The 17121-nt window shown below is 62.3% G+C and carries 16 protein-coding genes, 1 tRNA gene and 2 pseudogenes; 12 read left to right on the forward strand and 7 right to left on the reverse strand.

The genetic code is table 11. The annotated features are described in order from the left end of the window. Positions 1 to 115: 115 nt before the first annotated feature. Entirely contained in the window at positions 116 to 382 is a 267-nt protein-coding gene (locus tag ACROSR_RS18495; protein ID WP_432687381.1) for a helix-turn-helix transcriptional regulator, read from the reverse strand. 582 nt (positions 383 to 964) lie between these two features. On the opposite strand from ACROSR_RS18495, the gene ACROSR_RS18500 reads away from it, so the two are divergent. Further along, complete coding sequence (locus ACROSR_RS18500) at positions 965 to 2263, forward strand: tyrosine-type recombinase/integrase (protein ID WP_432687383.1); 1299 nt, start codon at positions 965 to 967, stop codon at positions 2261 to 2263. Here ACROSR_RS18500 and ACROSR_RS18505 read toward each other — a convergent pair. Further along, on the reverse strand, positions 2244 to 2855 hold the full coding sequence (locus ACROSR_RS18505; RefSeq protein WP_432687385.1) for a hypothetical protein: 612 nt from the start codon (positions 2853 to 2855) through the stop codon (positions 2244 to 2246). The two genes, ACROSR_RS18500 and ACROSR_RS18505, sit on opposite strands and share 20 nt — an antisense overlap. Positions 2856 to 3025: 170 nt before the next feature. Between ACROSR_RS18505 and ACROSR_RS18510 the strand changes: the two genes are divergently transcribed. The 4 genes from ACROSR_RS18510 to ACROSR_RS18525 all read left to right on the forward strand — a co-directional run bounded on the left by ACROSR_RS18510 (position 3026) and on the right by ACROSR_RS18525 (position 8453). Further along, positions 3026 to 4048, forward strand: a complete 1023-nt coding sequence (locus tag ACROSR_RS18510; protein WP_432687386.1) for a helix-turn-helix transcriptional regulator — start codon at positions 3026 to 3028, stop codon at positions 4046 to 4048. Further along, entirely contained in the window at positions 4048 to 4743 is a 696-nt protein-coding gene (locus tag ACROSR_RS18515) for a thermonuclease family protein (protein WP_432687387.1), read from the forward strand. Before ACROSR_RS18510 ends, ACROSR_RS18515 begins: the two co-directional genes overlap by 1 nt. Further along, positions 4740 to 6914, forward strand: coding sequence for an SF1B family DNA helicase RecD2 (gene recD2 / locus ACROSR_RS18520; RefSeq protein WP_432687388.1), 2175 nt, complete (start codon positions 4740 to 4742; stop codon positions 6912 to 6914). The genes ACROSR_RS18515 and recD2 overlap by 4 nt, the downstream gene beginning before the upstream one ends. A gap of 498 nt (positions 6915 to 7412) precedes the next feature. Next, the gene (locus ACROSR_RS18525) at positions 7413 to 8453 is read left to right on the forward strand and encodes a nucleoside monophosphate kinase (protein ID WP_432687389.1); all 1041 of its coding nucleotides are present in this window, start codon (positions 7413 to 7415) and stop codon (positions 8451 to 8453) included. Positions 8454 to 8493: 40 nt separating this feature from the next. Here ACROSR_RS18525 and ACROSR_RS18530 read toward each other — a convergent pair whose 3' ends face one another. Next, entirely contained in the window at positions 8494 to 9201 is a 708-nt protein-coding gene (locus ACROSR_RS18530; RefSeq protein ID WP_432687398.1) for an NUDIX hydrolase, read from the reverse strand. 284 nt (positions 9202 to 9485) lie between these two features. Between ACROSR_RS18530 and ACROSR_RS18535 the strand changes: the two genes are divergently transcribed. Together ACROSR_RS18535 and ACROSR_RS18540 are read left to right on the forward strand one after the other, a co-directional pair. Continuing rightward, positions 9486 to 9707 carry a hypothetical protein gene (locus ACROSR_RS18535; protein ID WP_432687390.1) on the forward strand — a complete coding sequence of 74 codons (222 nt, stop codon included), beginning with the start codon at positions 9486 to 9488 and terminating at the stop codon, positions 9705 to 9707. A 60-nt stretch (positions 9708 to 9767) separates the two neighbouring features. Beyond that, the gene (locus tag ACROSR_RS18540; protein WP_432687391.1) at positions 9768 to 9998 is read left to right on the forward strand and encodes a hypothetical protein; all 231 of its coding nucleotides are present in this window, start codon (positions 9768 to 9770) and stop codon (positions 9996 to 9998) included. Positions 9999 to 10291: 293 nt separating this feature from the next. Here the strand turns inward: ACROSR_RS18540 and groL are convergent, their stop codons facing one another. The 3 genes from groL to ACROSR_RS18555 are packed head-to-tail and all read right to left on the reverse strand — an operon-like array spanning position 10292 to position 12894. Then, positions 10292 to 11908, reverse strand: a complete 1617-nt coding sequence (gene groL, locus ACROSR_RS18545) for a chaperonin GroEL (protein WP_432687392.1) — start codon at positions 11906 to 11908, stop codon at positions 10292 to 10294. Then, positions 11883 to 12134, reverse strand: a complete 252-nt coding sequence (locus ACROSR_RS18550) for a hypothetical protein (RefSeq protein ID WP_432687393.1) — start codon at positions 12132 to 12134, stop codon at positions 11883 to 11885. The genes groL and ACROSR_RS18550 overlap by 26 nt, the downstream gene beginning before the upstream one ends. A 52-nt stretch (positions 12135 to 12186) precedes the next feature. Further along, the gene (locus ACROSR_RS18555; protein ID WP_432687394.1) at positions 12187 to 12894 is read right to left on the reverse strand and encodes a hypothetical protein; all 708 of its coding nucleotides are present in this window, start codon (positions 12892 to 12894) and stop codon (positions 12187 to 12189) included. Between the two features lie 139 nt (positions 12895 to 13033). On the opposite strand from ACROSR_RS18555, the gene ACROSR_RS18560 reads away from it, so the two are divergent. The 5 genes and pseudogenes from ACROSR_RS18560 (at position 13034) to ACROSR_RS18580 (ending at position 14987) form a co-directional block, all read left to right on the forward strand. Continuing rightward, positions 13034 to 13231 (forward strand): hypothetical protein, encoded by a 198-nt coding sequence (locus ACROSR_RS18560; protein ID WP_432687395.1) that lies wholly within the window; start codon positions 13034 to 13036, stop codon positions 13229 to 13231. Positions 13232 to 13319: 88 nt separating this feature from the next. After that, positions 13320 to 13607, forward strand: coding sequence for a hypothetical protein (locus ACROSR_RS18565; protein ID WP_432687396.1), 288 nt, complete (start codon positions 13320 to 13322; stop codon positions 13605 to 13607). 80 nt (positions 13608 to 13687) lie between these two features. Then, positions 13688 to 14137, forward strand: a pseudogene (locus ACROSR_RS18570) (pseudouridine synthase); the annotation flags it as partial. After that, positions 14071 to 14394, forward strand: coding sequence for a 3'-5' exonuclease (locus ACROSR_RS18575; protein ID WP_432687397.1), 324 nt, complete (start codon positions 14071 to 14073; stop codon positions 14392 to 14394). The pseudogene ACROSR_RS18570 and the gene ACROSR_RS18575, both read left to right, overlap by 67 nt. Positions 14395 to 14931: 537 nt before the next feature. Next, positions 14932 to 14987, forward strand: a tRNA-OTHER gene (locus tag ACROSR_RS18580). Positions 14988 to 15582: 595 nt separating this feature from the next. Here the strand turns inward: ACROSR_RS18580 and ACROSR_RS18585 are convergent. Further along, positions 15583 to 16656 (reverse strand): annotated as a pseudogene (locus tag ACROSR_RS18585) (recombinase family protein); the annotation flags it as partial. Positions 16657 to 17121 lie beyond the last annotated feature (465 nt).

The following is a 17121-nucleotide window of genomic DNA, read 5'->3' on the forward strand; positions in this document are numbered from 1 at the left end:
ACCATGTCGGCGACGACGATGCGGGCCTCGCGCAGCCGCTCGTCGATCCAGTCCTGGCGGGCCTCGTCGCGGCGCGCTCGGGAGCCGCGCTGTTTGTGGAAGGGGAGAGGCACGCTCATCGACGGCCTCCCGCGCGGCGATGGCCGCGTGTCCGGGCCCGGCCATATCCCTCGTCTTCCAGCTGCTCGAGCCAGTCCAGAACGGCCGCGCGGCGGTAGTAGATCTTGCGCCCGGCTCGGATACAGGGCGGCCCCCAGCGTTCGGCTTCCCAGCGGCGCAAAGTGCTTTCAGACACCCCCAATTGCTGGGCAAGATCCGGGCGGCTGATCCAGCCTCCCATGAGCCCCTCGGAGGTCTTTGGCCGTGGCTGTGTCTCATTCATCGTTTGCATCAGGCATCTCCCATTGGCGCGCCCGAACACCGGGCGTCGACTGGTGCCAGTGAGACAGATCGGCTGGGGTGGCAGGGAGGCACGGGGTGGCACGTAAACCGCTACCCCCGTGCCACCCCCTATTTTATTGGCTTTGCGGGCGATTGGCGTCGCAACACCAAGGCTGACGCCGCGATGCAGCAATTTCGGCATTTCGGCGGTTCCCGCGCATTCGGCTGCATTGGCGTTGATTTACAGGGGATTCGCGCGCATTCGTGCTCAAACCGGGGGTGGCACCGCGCACGAATGCGTGCCACCCCCTGATTTCATTGGGAATTTACAAGATTCGGCGGTTTTACACCCGGCTTTGGCACTCTGCAGGTCTGGTCACCGGTGAGCTTCGCGGCCCGGTTTGACCGGCGCGGATTTCTTGTCTCTCGCTGGAGCCCCGCAAACCGCAATAAAACAAGGGGTGGCACGCCACCTGTCTCCGGCGTGCCACCCCGTGCCTCCCTGCCACCCCCGGCGCCATGCTCTGCTTGATAGATGCGGCGTTTTACGCGTCATCACGAGGGGCAAGAGAGAGGTGTGCAGATGGGAAACAGGCAGAAACTGACCGAGGCGGTCCTGCGCGACGCCGTGCCGGCGGAGGGCCGGGACTACCAGATATTCGACACCGAGCTGCGCGGCTTCGCCGTGTGCATCTACCGTGGCGGGGGCCGGGCCTTCACGCTGGATTACCGCTACGCAGGACGCCAGCGCCGGATGACCTTTGGTCGGTGGCCGGAATGGAGCGTCTCTGCGGCGCGGACGCGCGCCAAAGAGCTGCGCCGGGAGATCGATGCCGGAGGTGATCCTCTGACAAACCGCGATGCCGTCCGCGAGGCGCCCCGGGTTGCCGATCTGATCGCGCGCTATGTCGAGGTGCACCTGACGCATCTGGCCGAGCGCAACGCGGCTGATCAGCGCGCGATGATGGAGAAGTTCATCGCGCCCGCGTGGGGCCGGATGCTGATCACCGAGGTCAGTGCCTACGATGTGGAACTGCTGCTGACCAGGATCGCCGAGGGGCGCGCGCGGCCCGCCAAGGCCAAGCCCAACAACCGCGCGCGCAAGCTGCAGGGCGCGAAGCCGACGCCGGTGCGCGCCAACCGCGTCGGCGAGGTGGTCAGGAAGATGTTTGCCTATGCCGTCAAATGGGGGTGGCGCGAGGACAACCCGGCCATGGGCTTTCGCCGTCGGATGGAGGCGCCGCGCGAGCGGTACCTGTCACAGGACGAAATCGCGCGCCTCGCCGCCGCACTTGATGCGGCCGAGGATAAACGCGCGGCGGACATCATCCGGCTGTGCATGCTGACTGGCGCACGCGTGGGGGAGGTGCGGCAGGCGCGGTTCGAGGATTTCAACATCGAGCATCTGAGCTGGACCAAGCCCGCCACCACGACCAAGCAGCGCCGGGTTCACCGGGTCCCGATCTCGGATGAGGCCGCCGCAATCGTACGCCAGCGGCGCCTTGCGGTGGTTTCGGGATCACCCTGGCTGTTCCCCGGCGACACCCCCGGCCAGCCCGTTCAGGAAATCCGCCGGTTCTGGCGGCGCATTCAGAAGGAGGCCGGGATCGAGGATGTCCGCATCCATGACCTGCGCCACACCTTCGCATCGCTGCTCGTCAGCGGCGGGGCCTCGCTCGAGATGATCGGCAAGCTGCTGGGCCACAGCCAGATGCAAACGACCCAGCGCTATGCACATCTCATGGACTCGCCCCTGCGCGCGGGCGTCGATGCGGTGGCCAGCGCGTTTACGCTGAAACCTCGACTGGTTCACGATAGTGACTACGTGAAGGAAGAGGCGCCACGCCGCGGACCCGGCCAAGTCACCTCATCCGCCTCTTGAACTGCAGGGCCTCCAGAATGGGTTTGAGGCGGCGCCGGATCGAGCGTTCATCGGGGAAGTTTCCATTGTCGGATCGCGCGGCAAACCAGTCCTGCAGTTCCCGGATCCATTCGTTTTGTGAGGCGGGCAAGCCGTCCTCGAAGACCCGGCGCGTGATCTCGACATGCATCGCGGCCCAGTCATAATCGCCGTCCTCGCTCAGCCCGGCGCCTTCCGCGATCCGGCCGAAGAGATTATGCGCGTCCTCGAAGCTCTGAACATCTTGCCCTAGGATCAGCACGTCGCCGATCGAGACCAGAACTCCGTCGGCGGGCGCGCTGATATAGAGCCAGTCTGTTTCGTCCAGGGGCCGGACGCGCTGCAGATGCGCCGATTGCGGTCCGGTGCCACAGCGGCGGAATATCGGCAGGATATCGACGGGTTGAAACTGTACCAGCCCGCCCGCACGTGTCTCGCCGCATTCAACCGGTGGAATGCCCGTGACAAGTCTCAGATTTCCGGTGTTCGCCCAGCCGGCGATGTCGGATACCATGCAGCCCCAGCGCGCGGCAGCTTCGTGGATGGTGTAGAAAACGCGTTGTGGCAATCCCATTCGGCAGCACTCCTTTACTTGTGCGCCGCAGCCAGGGCGAGCAGCTCCCGGAGGCGACGAAATTCCAGTCCAATCTGAGGCTTGGTCAAGGATCACGGGGACCCGTGGGAAACGATTCGGCCTCGACTATCGATTGTAAACTGGCTACGGGGTCAATCTCTTACCCCTTGTTGCAGCTGCCGCTGTTTGGGAGCCGCGACATGTCCTTCTGCAAGGCGCAGCAACTCTACCGGATCGCTGAGATGGCCACAGCGCGACGCTGGGGCGTCTCCTTGAAGCACGTCATGGATGAATTCGATGTCGAGGAGCGCACGGCACGACGCATGCTGCGCAAGTTCGAGGATTTGTTCCCGGGCTTCGAAACCACCGACGATGATGATCGTCGCCGCTGGTGGACGCTGACGGACGCGCCTTACATCCAGCACCGGGTTCTCAGAGAGAACGAGTTGGCCGCTCTCGACCTCGCGATCCGGCGTGCGGCGCGCGATGGCGCAGACGGCGAGGCCAGAGCGCTGGAGGTTGCGCGCGATCGTCTGGTCGCCTCCTACTCCAGGCCCATGACGCAAGGCGCGATGGGCTATTCGGAAATCCTTCTTCTGGCGAACGGCTTCGCGTCCCGGCCGGGACCCACCCGGAAGGTGCCGGAGGACTATCTCAATCTGCTGTTCACCTCGTTCCGCAGGCCGACGATGGTCGAGATCGTCTACCAGGGTGCGCGGGATCCGGAGCCGCGCAAGCGGCTGGTCGAGCCGCATGCCGTGATTGTCGGCACCCGCTATTACCTCATTGCCCGCGACGTCGACGCCGACCGCCAATACCGGCAGTTTCGGTTTGATCGTATTCACGAGATGTACGGCACCGTCCACGCCTTCGAGCGCGACCCGGATTTCGATGTCGAAAGCTACAGCGCCCAAGCGTTCGGATCGTTCTTTTCCGATGCCGAGCAGGGTCCGGTGCGTTGGCGTTTCTCGCCCGGCGCCGCCTCAGAGGCGCGTGACTTCGTGTTTCATCCGACACAGGAACTGACCGACCTGGAGGATGGCAGTCTGCTCGTCGAGTTCACGGCGAGCGGGTGGCTGGAGATGGCCTGGCATCTCGTCCAATGGGGCAACGCCGTCGAGGTTCTGGATCCACCCGAGCTCAGGGACATGCTGGAGCAAGTGCGGCGGGGGGAGGTGGATATCTTGCCGTGATGGCTGCCCAGCATGGCGACAAGCAGATAGCCGTCCCACTCAGCGCGTGCATTGAATGCCTTTTATGCATCACGTGGTCCGCCGTCGGTTGCTTTCTCCACGACGTCATTTGCATAGGATGGTCAATCGGGCGGCCATCGACCCCGCCGGAGACTCGACCAGAGCTTCTCTTCGTGGAAGAAATGAAGTCGACACCGCGCCACTCGGAACCCGGCACCATGCTTCGATTGAGTTTTATCATCGTCATTCTCGCTCTGCCTTTGCAGAGCGCGGCTCAGACCATCACTAGTGTGGCAAGCGTGATTGACGGCGATACGATCGAGATCCGCAACCACCGAATCCGTCTGCACGGGATCGACGCGCCGGAAAGCCGTCAGCTTTGCTTTGACGCCGCGAACGAACGGTGGCGCTGCGGTCAGCGCGCCGCCTTCGCGCTGGCGGATGAGATTGGACGCGCGCCGGTCGAATGTACGGTGCGCGGCACGGATCTCTATGATCGCGCGATCGCGGTCTGTGCGCATGCGGGTCAAGACCTTAACGCTTGGATGGTGCGTCACGGATGGGCTGTCGCCTACAGGCGGTATTCCCGAGACTACGTCCGTGCTGAGGAAGAGGCACGCCGCAACCGCCGCAATCTCTGGGCGGGACGGTTCGACATGCCCTGGGACTGGCGTCGCGCCCAGCGCGGCGGATGAGTCAGAAGGCCGAAAGCAAGACGGAGGTCCTGGCGGGCCTCGTGGAGCGGGTCACATTCCACAGCCAGGAGAGCGGGTTCTGCGTGCTGCGGGTGAAAGCCCGCGGGCATCGCGAGCTGGTCACGACCGTCGGCCATGCGGCGATGATCTCGGCCGGGGAGTGGGTCACGGCGTCAGGCGTATGGATCAACGATCGCACTCACGGCCTTCAGTTCAAGGCGCAGTTCCTGCGCGCGTCCGCCCCGTCCTCCATCGATGGAATCGAGAAATACCTCGGCTCCGGCATGATCCGGGGTATCGGGCCGGTCTATGCCAGGCGGCTTGTGAAAATGTTTGGCAAGGATGTGTTCGACATCATCGAGGCAACGCCCGAACGCCTGCGCGAGGTCGAGGGCATTGGCCCCAAGCGGGCCGATAAGATCACCTCGGGCTGGGCAGACCAGAAGGTGATCCGCGAGATCATGGTGTTTCTGCACGAGCACGGCGTGGGCACAGCGCGGGCGGTGCGCATCTTCAAGACCTACGGCACCGATGCGGTCGAGGTGATGAGCGAGAACCCGTATCGCCTGGCCAGGGACATCCGCGGCATCGGCTTCCGCACCGCCGATTTGATCGCCGAGAAGCTCGACATCGAGAAAACCGCCATGATCCGGGTGCGCGCGGGAATTTCCTTCGCCCTGTCCGAAGCCATGGGCGATGGCCATTGCGGTCTTCCCAGGGGCGATCTGGTCGGTCTGGCCGGCAAACTGCTCGAGGTGCCCACCGATCTGATCGAAAGCGCGATGCAGGAGGAGCTCGACGAGGGCACGGTCACCGCTGATCAGGTTGGTGATACCGACTGCATCTTTCTGACTGGCCTCTATCAGGCCGAGCGCGGAATCGCTGACCAGATCCGGCGGATCAAGCAGGGCGCGCTGCCCTGGCCCGACATTGACGCCGACAAGGCGTTGCCCTGGATCGAGCAGAAAACCGGCCTCAGCCTCGCGGACAGCCAGGCGGAGGCCATACGGCTGGCGCTCAAGTCCAAGGTCATGGTGATCACCGGTGGGCCCGGGGTGGGCAAGACGACCATCGTGAACTCCATCCTGCGGATCCTTGCCGCGAAATCCGTGAAGCTCTTGCTCTGCGCGCCCACCGGCCGGGCGGCCAAGCGGATGACCGAGGCCACGGGCATGGAAGCCAGGACCATCCACCGGTTGCTGGAGTTTGACCCGAAGGCATTCGGCTTCAAGCGCGGCGAAGACAGCCCGCTCGATTGCGATCTGCTTGTCCTCGACGAGAGCTCCATGGTCGACGTGTCGCTGATGCAATCCCTGCTCAAGGCTGTGCCCGGCAATGCGGCCCTGCTGATCGTGGGGGATATCGACCAGTTGCCCTCGGTGGGTCCGGGCCAGGTCCTCGCAGACATCATCAGCTCTGGCGCTGTGCCGGTCATGCGGCTCACCGAGGTGTTCCGCCAGGCCGCCCAGAGCAGGATCATCACGACCGCGCATGCGATCAACGCGGGCCGCATCCCGGATCTCTCACCACCAGATGGTGAGTCGGACTTCTACTTCGTGCCGGCTGCGGATCCGGAGCAGGCTGTGCCACGCATCGTTGAGCTGGTTGCCAAACGCATCCCACGGCGGTTCGGGCTCGATCCCATCAAGGATATTCAGGTGCTCTGCCCGATGAACCGTGGCGGGATTGGCGCCCGGTCGCTGAACATCGAACTGCAAGCCGCTCTGAACCCGGCCGGCGACAAGAAGGTCGAGCGCTTCGGCTCAACCTTCGCGCCCGGCGACAAGGTCATGCAGATCGAGAACGACTACGACAAAGACGTCTACAACGGCGATATCGGCATGATCGAGGATATCGACCTGGACGAGGGCGAGTTGGCCGTCGATTTTGATGGGCGCAGCGTCAGCTATCTATTTGGCGAGCTCGACACGCTGGTTCCGGCCTACGCTGCCACGATCCACAAGAGTCAGGGATCCGAATACCCCGCCGTGGTCATTCCGGTCATGACCCAGCACTACGCCATGCTTCAGCGCAACCTGATCTATACCGGCGTCACACGGGGCAAGAAACTCGTCGTGCTCGTCGGCCAGAAGAAGGCCGTGGCGATCTCCGTCAAGAACATCTCCGGGCGGCGGCGGTGGTCCAAGCTGGATGAGTGGTTGGTGCTGTGACGGGACGGGAAGGGGCAACTTGTGGATGACGGTAACAAGCAGGGCCAGCGAGCGGCGAAGCAGTGGATGTTGGGCGGCCTCTCGATCGCGAACGGCCCTTACCAGTCATTCATCACAAGGACCGACGCTGCGGCGGGTTTCACAAACCGGCCATTCGCCACATCGCCAGCATGAGCGTTCTGATCTTGGGCCGCTGTGCAGGAGAGCCATTTCGCTGGAAGTGCAGCCTTGACTGTTCTGAGCGGCAATTAAACACGGACCGGTGCAAGTCCGTCGTAAGCTGTAAGGATGCCGGCGGCACCCCTTCCGCCCGAAGGTTTGCAAGGGCCGCTGATCCTGTGCCATAGACTTGCAAGAGTTGAGGACATTTGCGTCCGCAAGTGCCGCACCCAGACCCAATCGCTGCGCACGGCAATCGCAAAGCCAGTGTTCTGGCAGGCTGGCATGCGCGGCCCTAGGCGCGAACACGGTCGCCGTCACCAGGAAAGGTAATACATGATGAAAACCGACACATCCGCACCGCACACCCTGTTCATCGAGGTGTCAGGTGCGGGCCTGCCCGAAGTCGACGGCCTCTACGTTCCCTCCACCGCACCGCCCGCCAAATCCGAATCCGGCACGATTTCGAGCGTCGGTTACTGGAACGGCAAACACGCTTGGGACCGGGCAGATGGCAAAGGTGAACGCAGCCCCGCGATTTCCTATTCCAACAGCTACAAATCCTGGCGCATCTCGCGGCTGGACGGGCATCTGGCCTACGAGATCACCTGCGATGACGCGCTGCCTGCCACTGACCGGGCGTGGAACGTCTACAAGATGGGGGTTGAACCCGCGCCAAAGGTAACGCTTCACCACTGCGATCCACGTCTGCCCCACCCCGAGCCGAACATCGTGTTCATCCTTGGCGGTCCGGGTGCGGGCAAGGGCACGATGTGCGAACTGACCAATATCCAGCTTGGCTGGACCCACCTCCCCACTGGCGATCTCCTGCGGGCCGAGCTGAAGGCGGGCGGTCCGAAAACCGAGTTGATCAAGAGCTATGTCGATGCCGGCACGCTGGTGCCCGATGAAATCGTGGTCAGTTTGCTCAAGGATGCCATCGAACGCACGATCCGCCACACCGGCAATCGCAACTTCCTGATCGACGGGTTTCCGCGCTCCTTCGGCAATATGGACGCCTGGTATGCAGTTTTTGGCGATACGGGCGATTTACCCAAGATGATCTATTTCGAATGCCCGCTCGAGGTACTGACGCAGCGCATTCTGGGTCGCGCGCAGTACTCAAACCGCAGCGATGACAATGTCGAAAGCATGAAACAGCGTTTTGAGACCTTCAAGGCCGAGACCTTGCCGATTGTCGAGCACTTCAAGGCTAAGGGTAAATGCGTAGAGATCGACACCAGCCAACCGCGCGAAGTGGTGTATGACTTGCTGCGCACGCAACTGGCGGATCAGACCGACAGCGATTATCTGGAGCGTCCATTGAGCGAACAGGCCGAGATCCTGCTGGGTCTGCGGCCCTATCCGCGCAAAGCCTGATCGACCGTGCCCTGCGCAGCATCGTGCAGGGCAGCCCCCGTCAGGCCGCTTTCGCCAGATCGCTCGCCAGTTCTTCCAGCAGATAGGTTTCGCGCTGAATCGACAGGCCCATGCTGACTTCGCGGCGCTGCATGACGCCGTGGTTATGCGCGATGGCCTCGTCCAGATCGACCCAGAGCGGGCGCATTCCGTTGGCCTGCTCATAGTCTTCCATCTGCGGGGCACGCAGAGCAGGATCGATGTCGCAGAAATAGAAATGCGAGGTCATGGCCATCAGATCGAAGCCGGGCTGCCAATGTGGCCGCAGTTCTTCGATATAACCGAAATTGCGCTGCACCCGGACATTTCTGGCGCCGGTTTCCTCTTCCAGTTCTCGCTTGAGCCCGGCGATCAGGTCTTCACCCTCGGCAACACCGCCGCCGGGAAAACTGAAATCGTTGTAGCGTTCGGTGAACAAAAGCAGGATCGAGCGCTCGCGCAAGACGATCCCGCGCGCCGCTCGGCGGGTCAGGATTGCCCCCGTCACGGTCTTCAAGTCCGGGTGGACCATTCTTGTGATCAGTCTCATTGCGTCCATATCTTTTGTCACCGAAACCGCGTCATTTCTGGTGGCGTTGTCAAAGCACGCTCGATATTCGAGGTGCGTGCGAGATAGAATGATTTTCTTCGAAAGGCTATAGCAGCTTGTGACTTGAACATGCCACGCTGCTTTGACTGGGATGACAGACGAGCAGAGGCTCTGCAGCACATCGACCAAGCGGCGTTTATGCGCCGCGCAACTCAGAACGCGTGACCGTAATGTCAATCGGGCGGGCCCGCCTACCGCCAGCGACTTGGGCAATCCCGGGCTCGCTGGACAGCTGGCCACGGCGATGCTAAATCACCATGGTGCTTGATGTGCTGTGCCTCGCTCGCTCGTCACCGCTCCTCCGCACCCCCGCAACCACTGCTGATGCAATGGTCCGCAAGCGCAAGCTTGCTGGAAGCGCGGACGAGGATTGAGAACCCTGTGAGGTGAGGTGGCGCCCTTTGTTGATCCAGCTGAAATTGCGCAAAGATCTGAGCCGGAAGACGGCGGAGCAACTTCGAGGTTACCTTGCCGATTTCGGAGCGGGGCCACACCGGATCTTCTGGCGGGACAGCGGTGCAGTAATTGAAGTAGAGCACGCGCATGATGCGCAGCTTCTTCGCTCCGAATTTCCCAACATTGTTTCTCATGAGAATGAAGACAGGCAGACCGGATTTCCCTGGTGATGTCGCTCCGCGCCGACATTTCGGGCTTCACGGTAAGCGATTTTGTACGAAGGAGTGAACATGAACGAGCGTCTCATCGCCCTGGAGTGGCTGGATGATCTGACGAACCACGATCCCCACTCACCGGTGGAAATCAGATTGCCGAGCGGCCGGTCCGTTGTCGTGATATCCAAGGACGGATATGATAGCCGGGAGCAACTGGCGATCAGCTACCTTGAGCAGGAAGCTCCGACCAGCGATGAACTGCGGGCACTTTTCGTCAGAATGAAGGGCGAAAAGCCCGGCAATTGAAGGCGCCTGAGATGTCGAACTATGCTGGACTTCGTTGCCCGGAATGCGACAGCGACAAGCTGCGGATGCTCGCAAATTTCTGGGTTACTTTGACGCCGACAGGCGTGGCAACCGACGCATTACCCCCTGTCGAGGCACATGCGCCGGTCCAATGCACCGATTGCGGATGGGACGGTGCCGCGCATCACTTGGCCGTCGAAGAGACAGCAGCCGGTTATTAGATCGTTCTGAAAGCCTCTGTTTGCCGGAGGCGCGCCGTGCGCCCCCGGAAACTGAACTTACATCATCGCGGACTACGAGACCTGCGAGCTGTTTTCGGGGTCGCTTTCCTCGACGTGATCGGCAATCATCGCTTGCGTGGTGATCAGGAGCCCGGCAACGGATGCTGCGTGCTGCAGGGCCGTTCGAACGACCTTGGCCGGATCGATGATGCCAAAGCTGAACATGTCGCCGTACGTGCCTGACTGCGCATCGAAACCGAAACTGCTGTCGGCCGCCTCACGGATCTTGCCGGCTACGAAAGCGCCGTCCTGCCCCGCGTTGTCGACAATTTGTCTGAGCGGAGCCTCCAGCGCACGTCGCACGATTGCGATGCCGGCGTTCTGGTCGCTGTTCTCACCGCTCAAGTCGTCGAGGATTCGCGCCGCGTGCGCCAAGCTGACACCGCCGCCCACGACGATGCCTTCCTGAACCGCCGCGCGGGTCGCGTTCAGCGCGTCATCGACGCGGTCCTTGCGTTCCTTCACCTCGGTTTCGGTCATGCCGCCAACGCGGATCACGGCCACGCCGCCTGCCAGTTTCGCCAGACGCTCTTGCAGCTTCTCCTTGTCGTAGTCGGAGGTGGTTTCTTCGATCTCCTGGCGGATTTGCGCCACGCGCGCTTCGATCTCGACCTTTTCGCCCAGCCCGTCCACGATTGTGGTTTCGTCCTTTGTAATGGTGACCTTCCTGGCCTTGCCGAGCATGTCCATGCCGACATTCTCCAGCTTCATGCCGAAATCTTCGGAGATCACCTGACCGCCAGCGAGGATGGCGATGTCCTGCAGCATGGCCTTGCGGCGATCACCGAAGCCCGGCGCCTTGACGGCGGCTACCTTCAAGCCACCGCGAAGCTTGTTGACCACGAGGGTGGCCAGCGCCTCGCCGTCGACATCTTCGGCGATGATCAGCAGCGGTTTCTGGCTCTGGATCACCTGCTCGAGCAGCGGCACCATCGGCTGCAGCGATGACAGCTTCTTCTCGTGCAGCAGGATGAGGCAGTCATCAAGCTCGGTGATCATTTTATCCGAGTTGGTCACGAAATAGGGGCTGAGATAGCCGCGGTCGAACTGCATGCCTTCGACGACCTCGGTTTCAGTCGCCAGGCCCTTGTTCTCCTCGACGGTAATGACACCCTCATTGCTGACCTTCTCCATGGCGTCAGCAATTTGCCGACCGATCTGGCCCTCGCCGTTGGCCGAGATGGTGCCGATCTGAGCAATCTCGGCGCTGCCGCTTACCGGGCGCGCGGCGGACCTGATGGCTTCCATGGCCGTCTTTGCAGCCATGTCGATGCCGCGTTTCAGATCCATCGGGTTCATGCCCGCCGTCACGGCCTTGATGCCTTCACGAATGATGGCCTGCGCGAGGACGGTCGCCGTTGTCGTGCCGTCGCCGGCCTCGTCATTGGTGCGAGAAGCCGCCTCCTTGACCATCTGCGCGCCCATGTTCTCGAACTTGTCCTCAAGCTCGATTTCCCGCGCGACGGTTACACCGTCCTTGGTAATGCGCGGTGCGCCGAAGCTTTTCTCGAGCACCACGTTGCGCCCTCTGGGGCCCATCGTGACCTTCACCGCATCGGCAAGCATGTTGACGCCGCGCAGCATGCGATCGCGGGCATCGGTGTCAAATCTTACGTTTTTCGAAGCCATGATCTCTCTCCTGAACAATTTCCGAGCCGTTGCCAGCTCCCTTCAGGATCGCGCGATCACTCCGTCCGAGGATATCGCTCTCCAGTTCGTTTTGCGGCCGGGTGTCGGGGCAAGCCGCCCAAGGCACCGGGGCTCGTGCGGGGATGATCGTCGAAACCCCGACCAAATCCACATGACCGTCGCGCGTGCTCCAGTCGTGCTGGCACTCTTGGCCATCGAGTGCCAATGTTCGGGAGCTAAGGCCTCCGTCTCGGAATGTCAAACCGGCCGAGTGCGGATCAGGCGATCGCCCCTTGCAGGCTGGCCCGCCGCTCCCAGGCAACGTGATCCATGAGCGCCTCGCGAAACTCCGGGTGCAGGCAGAGCCGTTCGTCACGCGGTTCGGGATCGGGCTCGACGCGCCAGAGAAACACGGGCGTATCAACCGGTATTTCCTTGCCATTCACGATGGCTGTCACGGGGGCGATGAAATGCAGGATGCTGCGGCACAGGCGCATATAGAACTTCTCGACCGCGCCGACCTCCACCTCGCCGAGAAGCCCTGCAAGCTCGGACCGGGTGCAGCCGACATCTGCCGCATGTGCGTGCCGGATCAGCATCCAGGCTTCGCTGTCGGAAAAATCCAGGTGCTCCAAAGCTTCGTCGAATTCGGCTCGCAATGGCACCTTCACGTCACAGACTGGATCCACGCGCCGTGCAGCAAGAGATGCCTGATCGGCTTCGTCGAGCTTTCGGATCAGCGCATCGATAGCCTCTTCGGGCGAGTCGGCTGCTGTCTCGGCGATCAGGCGCATCTTCTTTGTCGGAGGCTTGCGAAATGCTCGTGCCTTGAAGTCGCCGCCAAGCCGACCGGCCTTGATGCGGAAGCGACCGTGTTCTCTTTCAATGATGGCTGTCATCGACATATCTCCGTTTTCGCGGAGCATATGAGCGTAGCGGCAGCGCACGAGACCGGGCACAAACCAGCGCCGCGACATGCTCTCCATGTTATTGCTTGTGCAGGCCTGATGCCAAACTCATCGCCGACGCACAAGTGTCTATAGGCGTCCGGGTCGTCGTGGGAGCACTTGGCGCCCTCCCGCAGATGGCTTGCACCTCCAGCTGTATTCTGTGTCTTTTGATACCATGCAAGATTCCGAACCCGAGACCCGGCAGGAGCGGTATCTGCCGATCCTGTTGACGGCGCTGGAAGCCCTCGATGCGCGGGCGACGAACTCGAAGCAAGGTGTGCAGGCGCTACCAGAGGCAGTGTGCTTGCACTCCCTGCTGGAGGTTTGGCTTGATGAATTCCTGCGCTCGGTATGCCACCCAGCTAACGCCTGAGCGCCTCGCGCACGCGTTTCGGCGGCAATCAACCGCATCGAGACCGGAGATTTCGGATGGTGCCGCCAGTGTGACGAATTCATAGGGCTTGGCCTGCTCGACAGGGATCCGCTACGCGAACTCTGTCGGCGGTGCGAAGCTTGAGAGCGGCGAAGAGACTGAAAAGGGTCGCCTGAAGTTTCCAATCAAGGAGGACGCATTGAAAAAGAAGAAACTTCTGGATAACCTGCTCGAACGCATTTTAATCGCCCGGCCAGGCGCATCGAATGAGACCATTCGCAATCTTGCACCTGATTTGCGTGACCTCGGCGATGAAGCTCTCGAGAAATTGGTTACGCCTATTCGAAACCGTCTCGCTGCGACCAGAAAAACCTGAGCGATGCCTTGCGGAGACCCACGAACAAAGGAAAAGCTCCGGCTGCCGCAAACGAAGCCAGCCTCGGCCAGCAGCGCACGCTGATTATCTTCAACAAGCCTTTCGGGGTGCTGCCGCAGTTCGGCGACCGTGGAACGGTATCGCCGCGGCCGACGCTGTCGGCGTTCATCGACCTGCCCGGAGTATATCCTGCGGGGCGTCTGGATCGTGACAGCGAGGGATTGATGGTTCTGACCGATGACGGGCGACTGCAGTCGGTCATCGCGGACCCTCGGCACAAGCTGCCCAAGTCGTACCTCGTTCAGGTCGAAGGCGTGCCCGACGACGACGCGCTCGACCGCTTGCGCAAGGGCCTCATGTTGAAGGACGGGCAGACGCTGCCTGCGCGGGTTCGGCGGATTGATGCACCTGCGCTCTCGCCGCGCGATCCCCCTGTCCGCTTTCGCAAGAGCGTGCCGAACCGATGGCTGGAACTGATCATAGAGGAGGGACGGAACCGGCAGGTTCGTCGCATGACAGCGGCGATTGGCCAGAAATTGGTATTGAAGCGCGGTTGCTTGCAGAGGGCAGTAGCGGCTTCTCGACCGGCATCATCATCTGCACGCCACATCTGGCCAAGGGGCTGGAGTTTGATCGGGTCCTCATCCCTGACGCCAGCGAAGCAGTCTTTTCGACCGAGATGGACCGCAACCTGCTCTACGTGGCCTGCACTCGCGCCATGCACCGGCTGGAGATGATTTCCGTGGGTGCGCCGTCGAAGCTGCTGCCCCCCATTGCGCACGCATAATCAGCTCATTGGCCGACCGGGCGCGCCGCTATTTCTGCAAAGCACCAAGGTTGCCAGATGACGGCTACCCGCGGCAGCGTTTCGCCCGCCAGGTCGGCTACATCTGCATGACGCTAAGCTGTCTTCGAACGGCGGCTTTCACGAGATGCTGCAAATGCGTGCCGCAGCACCGACAGACAGCTCCCCGCCCTTTTTACCGAATGCTGCACGAGCGAACAACAGCCTATGCATGGGTCGCTCTGGGCTGACCGCCTTAGATCACACGGGCGTCCCTGGCGATGGGTTCAGGGCATTCATCGCATCGGTCAGACAAGTAGCCAGGGATTGTCGGAGCCCCCCATGATCGATGGATTGCGATGCGGATCCTGCGTACCCTACAACGCAGGGACATCAACGCCACATCAACGCGCCAACGCGCATTTGCGCGCGGTTCTGCCTGTGAATGCGTGCGGGTGTCGGTGAATGAGCAGTTGGAAAGTTGGCGGAATCAAAGGATTACCATTTAAGTACCTCATTTTAAGGCATTATCGGATTCGCTGCGGGATAGGCTCATAACCTGAAGGTCGTAGGTTCAAATCCTACTCCCGCAACCATGGTCACTTGCCGCAGGGATCTGCCACCTGAACGGACCCCTGCGCCAGACCCGGCCGGCCCATCACAGAGCGACAGGATCGCACCGAGTTCGCCGTGAAGCGCGATCACGTGACCGTTCGGCGCGTCCGGGTCCGGCGTGAGGATGATCCGGTCGATCAGCCCGCGCAGCAGGTCTGCCGCCTCCGGTCTGGTGTCGGGCGCGTTCAGCGCCGCGGCGAGGTCAGCAACTTTCCTGGCGTAGATGCCCGACAGGCCGGGATGCAGCGTCACCGGTTCCGGGCTCGGGCTGGCCGCAAGCTTTGCCTCCAGGTCGGCTCGCTCGGCCTCCAGCGCGTCCATCTTCGCCTTCATGCTCGGGTGAAACATGCCCTCGGCGATCGCCGTCACCATCGCGTCGATTTCCTTGACGACCTTCGCGTGGCGGCGTTCGTTCCCGGCCTGGCTCGCCATCGCCGCGACGCGGTCCTTGCGCATCTCCTCCTGAAACGTCGTCACAAATTCCCGGATCAGCTCCGGGTGCATCATCTTGCGCTGCAGCCCGCTCAGGACCCGGTCCTCGATATCGTCGCGGGTAATGCTCTTGCGATTGGAACACGTCCCGCGGTTGCGGGCGGCCGAGCATCCGTAGCGGCTGGCACTGATCATGATGTAGCCCGCCCCGCAGCACCCGCACGAAAGCAGGCCCGACAGAAGGTAGCGCGGCCGGTGGCCGCGTTCGATCCCGGGCGCCGTCGGCGTGGTGGCCCGTTCGGCCCGGATGTCGTCGCGGATCGCGCCCTGGCGGCGCTTGGTGGCCTCCCACACTGCGTCGTCGATGAGTCGCAGGTGCGGGACGTCCTCGATGACCCATGTCTCGGGCGCGTTCGGCCGGGCCTGGCGCTTTCCGGTCTCGGGGTCCTTCACGAAGCGCTGCCGGTTCCAGACCAGACGTCCGATATACAGCTCGTTGTTGAGGATCCCGGTCCCGCGCTTCCAGTTCCCCGAAATCGTCGAGAACGACCAGCTGCCGGATCCCTTGCCGCCCGAGCGCGGCGGACGAACCCCATCCCGGTTCAGCCCCATCGCGATGGTGCGCGCGCTCATGCCGCGATTGTACTCCGTGAAAATCCGTCGAACGATCGCGGCCTCATCCGCGTCGATCACCCGGTCTCCGGTCGTGAGGCTCCCGTCGGGCAGAGGGTGGCGGTCAAGTCGGTATCCGTAGCTGATCCCGCCCGCCGACTTGCCAGCTCTGACCCGGCCCTCGAGGCCTCGGTGGGTTTTCTGGGCAAGCTGGCGCAGGAAAAGCGCCGACATCGTGCCACCGAGCCCGACATGCATCTCGGAGATCTCGCCCTCGGCCGTGGTGACGATGTCGATCCCGAGGAACCGCATACGCTTGTGCAGCCCCGCGATATGCTCCTGGTCTCTCGAAAGCCGGTCGAGACCTTCGGCCACCAGCACGTCGAAGCGCCCGTCCATCGCCGCCTGCTGAGCTTGTTGAAACTGTGGCCTGAGATGGGTGGCGCCGCTGATCGCCTCGTCGGCGAAGACGTCGATCACCTGCCAACCGCGCTCCGCGCAGAGCTTGCGGCAGGTTCGCACCTGATCGGTAATCGAGGCCGTCGACTGCAAATCGGACGAGTAGCGCGCATAGATTGCCGCGCGCAGGCCGTTCTTTCCGGTCATTCCCGCAATTTCTCCTCTTCGGCCCGTGCCCGCTGCGCCGTCGTGCGCGCCATCAGTCGCACCAGTTCTAGCAGAGCCGGGTGCGGCGGCGCGACTGTCTTCTCGGTGTGTCCGTGCTTGACCAGCGAGAGCGGGGCCCGCCGGGGTGGAGCGTGGCGCGGGGGCTTTTCGAGCGAGACCGCCACGTCACAGACCTCCCGACATGGGAGCGCGCGATATCCGCGGTTTCTTGTATGACGTTCTCGCCATTCGTGCTTCTCCCACCTTCGTCGGCATTACTGACCACGCGTCGACCGTAAGGGAGAAGATACAGCGTGAAGCCTTTCGATGCAGCCCTGTGGGCGTTGGAACTTGTGGATATGAAATTCTTTAACATGCTGAAGAAGAACGTAAGCGGCGTCTGAAGGGCATCGGGTTTCAGCTTGACGGCTGGAAATTCCAGGGAAGCAGTTCGTCGATGCGGTT

It is taken from the genome of Roseovarius tibetensis, assembly GCF_050896375.1.
Lineage (GTDB): Bacteria > Pseudomonadota > Alphaproteobacteria > Rhodobacterales > Rhodobacteraceae > Roseovarius > Roseovarius tibetensis.

Excerpts from the sequence above, each read along its gene's own strand:
- ACROSR_RS18560 (WP_432687395.1), top strand. The coding sequence starts at position 13,034 with ATGCAAGATTCCGAACCCGAGACCCGGCAGGAGCGGTATCTGCCGATC.
- ACROSR_RS18505 (WP_432687385.1), bottom strand. The coding sequence starts at position 2,855 with ATGGGATTGCCACAACGCGTTTTCTACACCATCCACGAAGCTGCCGCG.
- ACROSR_RS18540 (WP_432687391.1), top strand. The coding sequence starts at position 9,768 with ATGAACGAGCGTCTCATCGCCCTGGAGTGGCTGGATGATCTGACGAAC.
- ACROSR_RS18500 (WP_432687383.1), top strand. The coding sequence starts at position 965 with ATGGGAAACAGGCAGAAACTGACCGAGGCGGTCCTGCGCGACGCCGTG.
- ACROSR_RS18515 (WP_432687387.1), top strand. The coding sequence starts at position 4,048 with ATGGCTGCCCAGCATGGCGACAAGCAGATAGCCGTCCCACTCAGCGCG.
- ACROSR_RS18555 (WP_432687394.1), bottom strand. The coding sequence starts at position 12,894 with ATGGAGAGCATGTCGCGGCGCTGGTTTGTGCCCGGTCTCGTGCGCTGC.
- ACROSR_RS18575 (WP_432687397.1), top strand. The coding sequence starts at position 14,071 with ATGGCTGGAACTGATCATAGAGGAGGGACGGAACCGGCAGGTTCGTCG.
- ACROSR_RS18495 (WP_432687381.1), bottom strand. The coding sequence starts at position 382 with ATGAATGAGACACAGCCACGGCCAAAGACCTCCGAGGGGCTCATGGGA.
- groL (WP_432687392.1), bottom strand. The coding sequence starts at position 11,908 with ATGGCTTCGAAAAACGTAAGATTTGACACCGATGCCCGCGATCGCATG.
- recD2 (WP_432687388.1), top strand. The coding sequence starts at position 4,740 with ATGAGTCAGAAGGCCGAAAGCAAGACGGAGGTCCTGGCGGGCCTCGTG.
- ACROSR_RS18525 (WP_432687389.1), top strand. The coding sequence starts at position 7,413 with ATGAAAACCGACACATCCGCACCGCACACCCTGTTCATCGAGGTGTCA.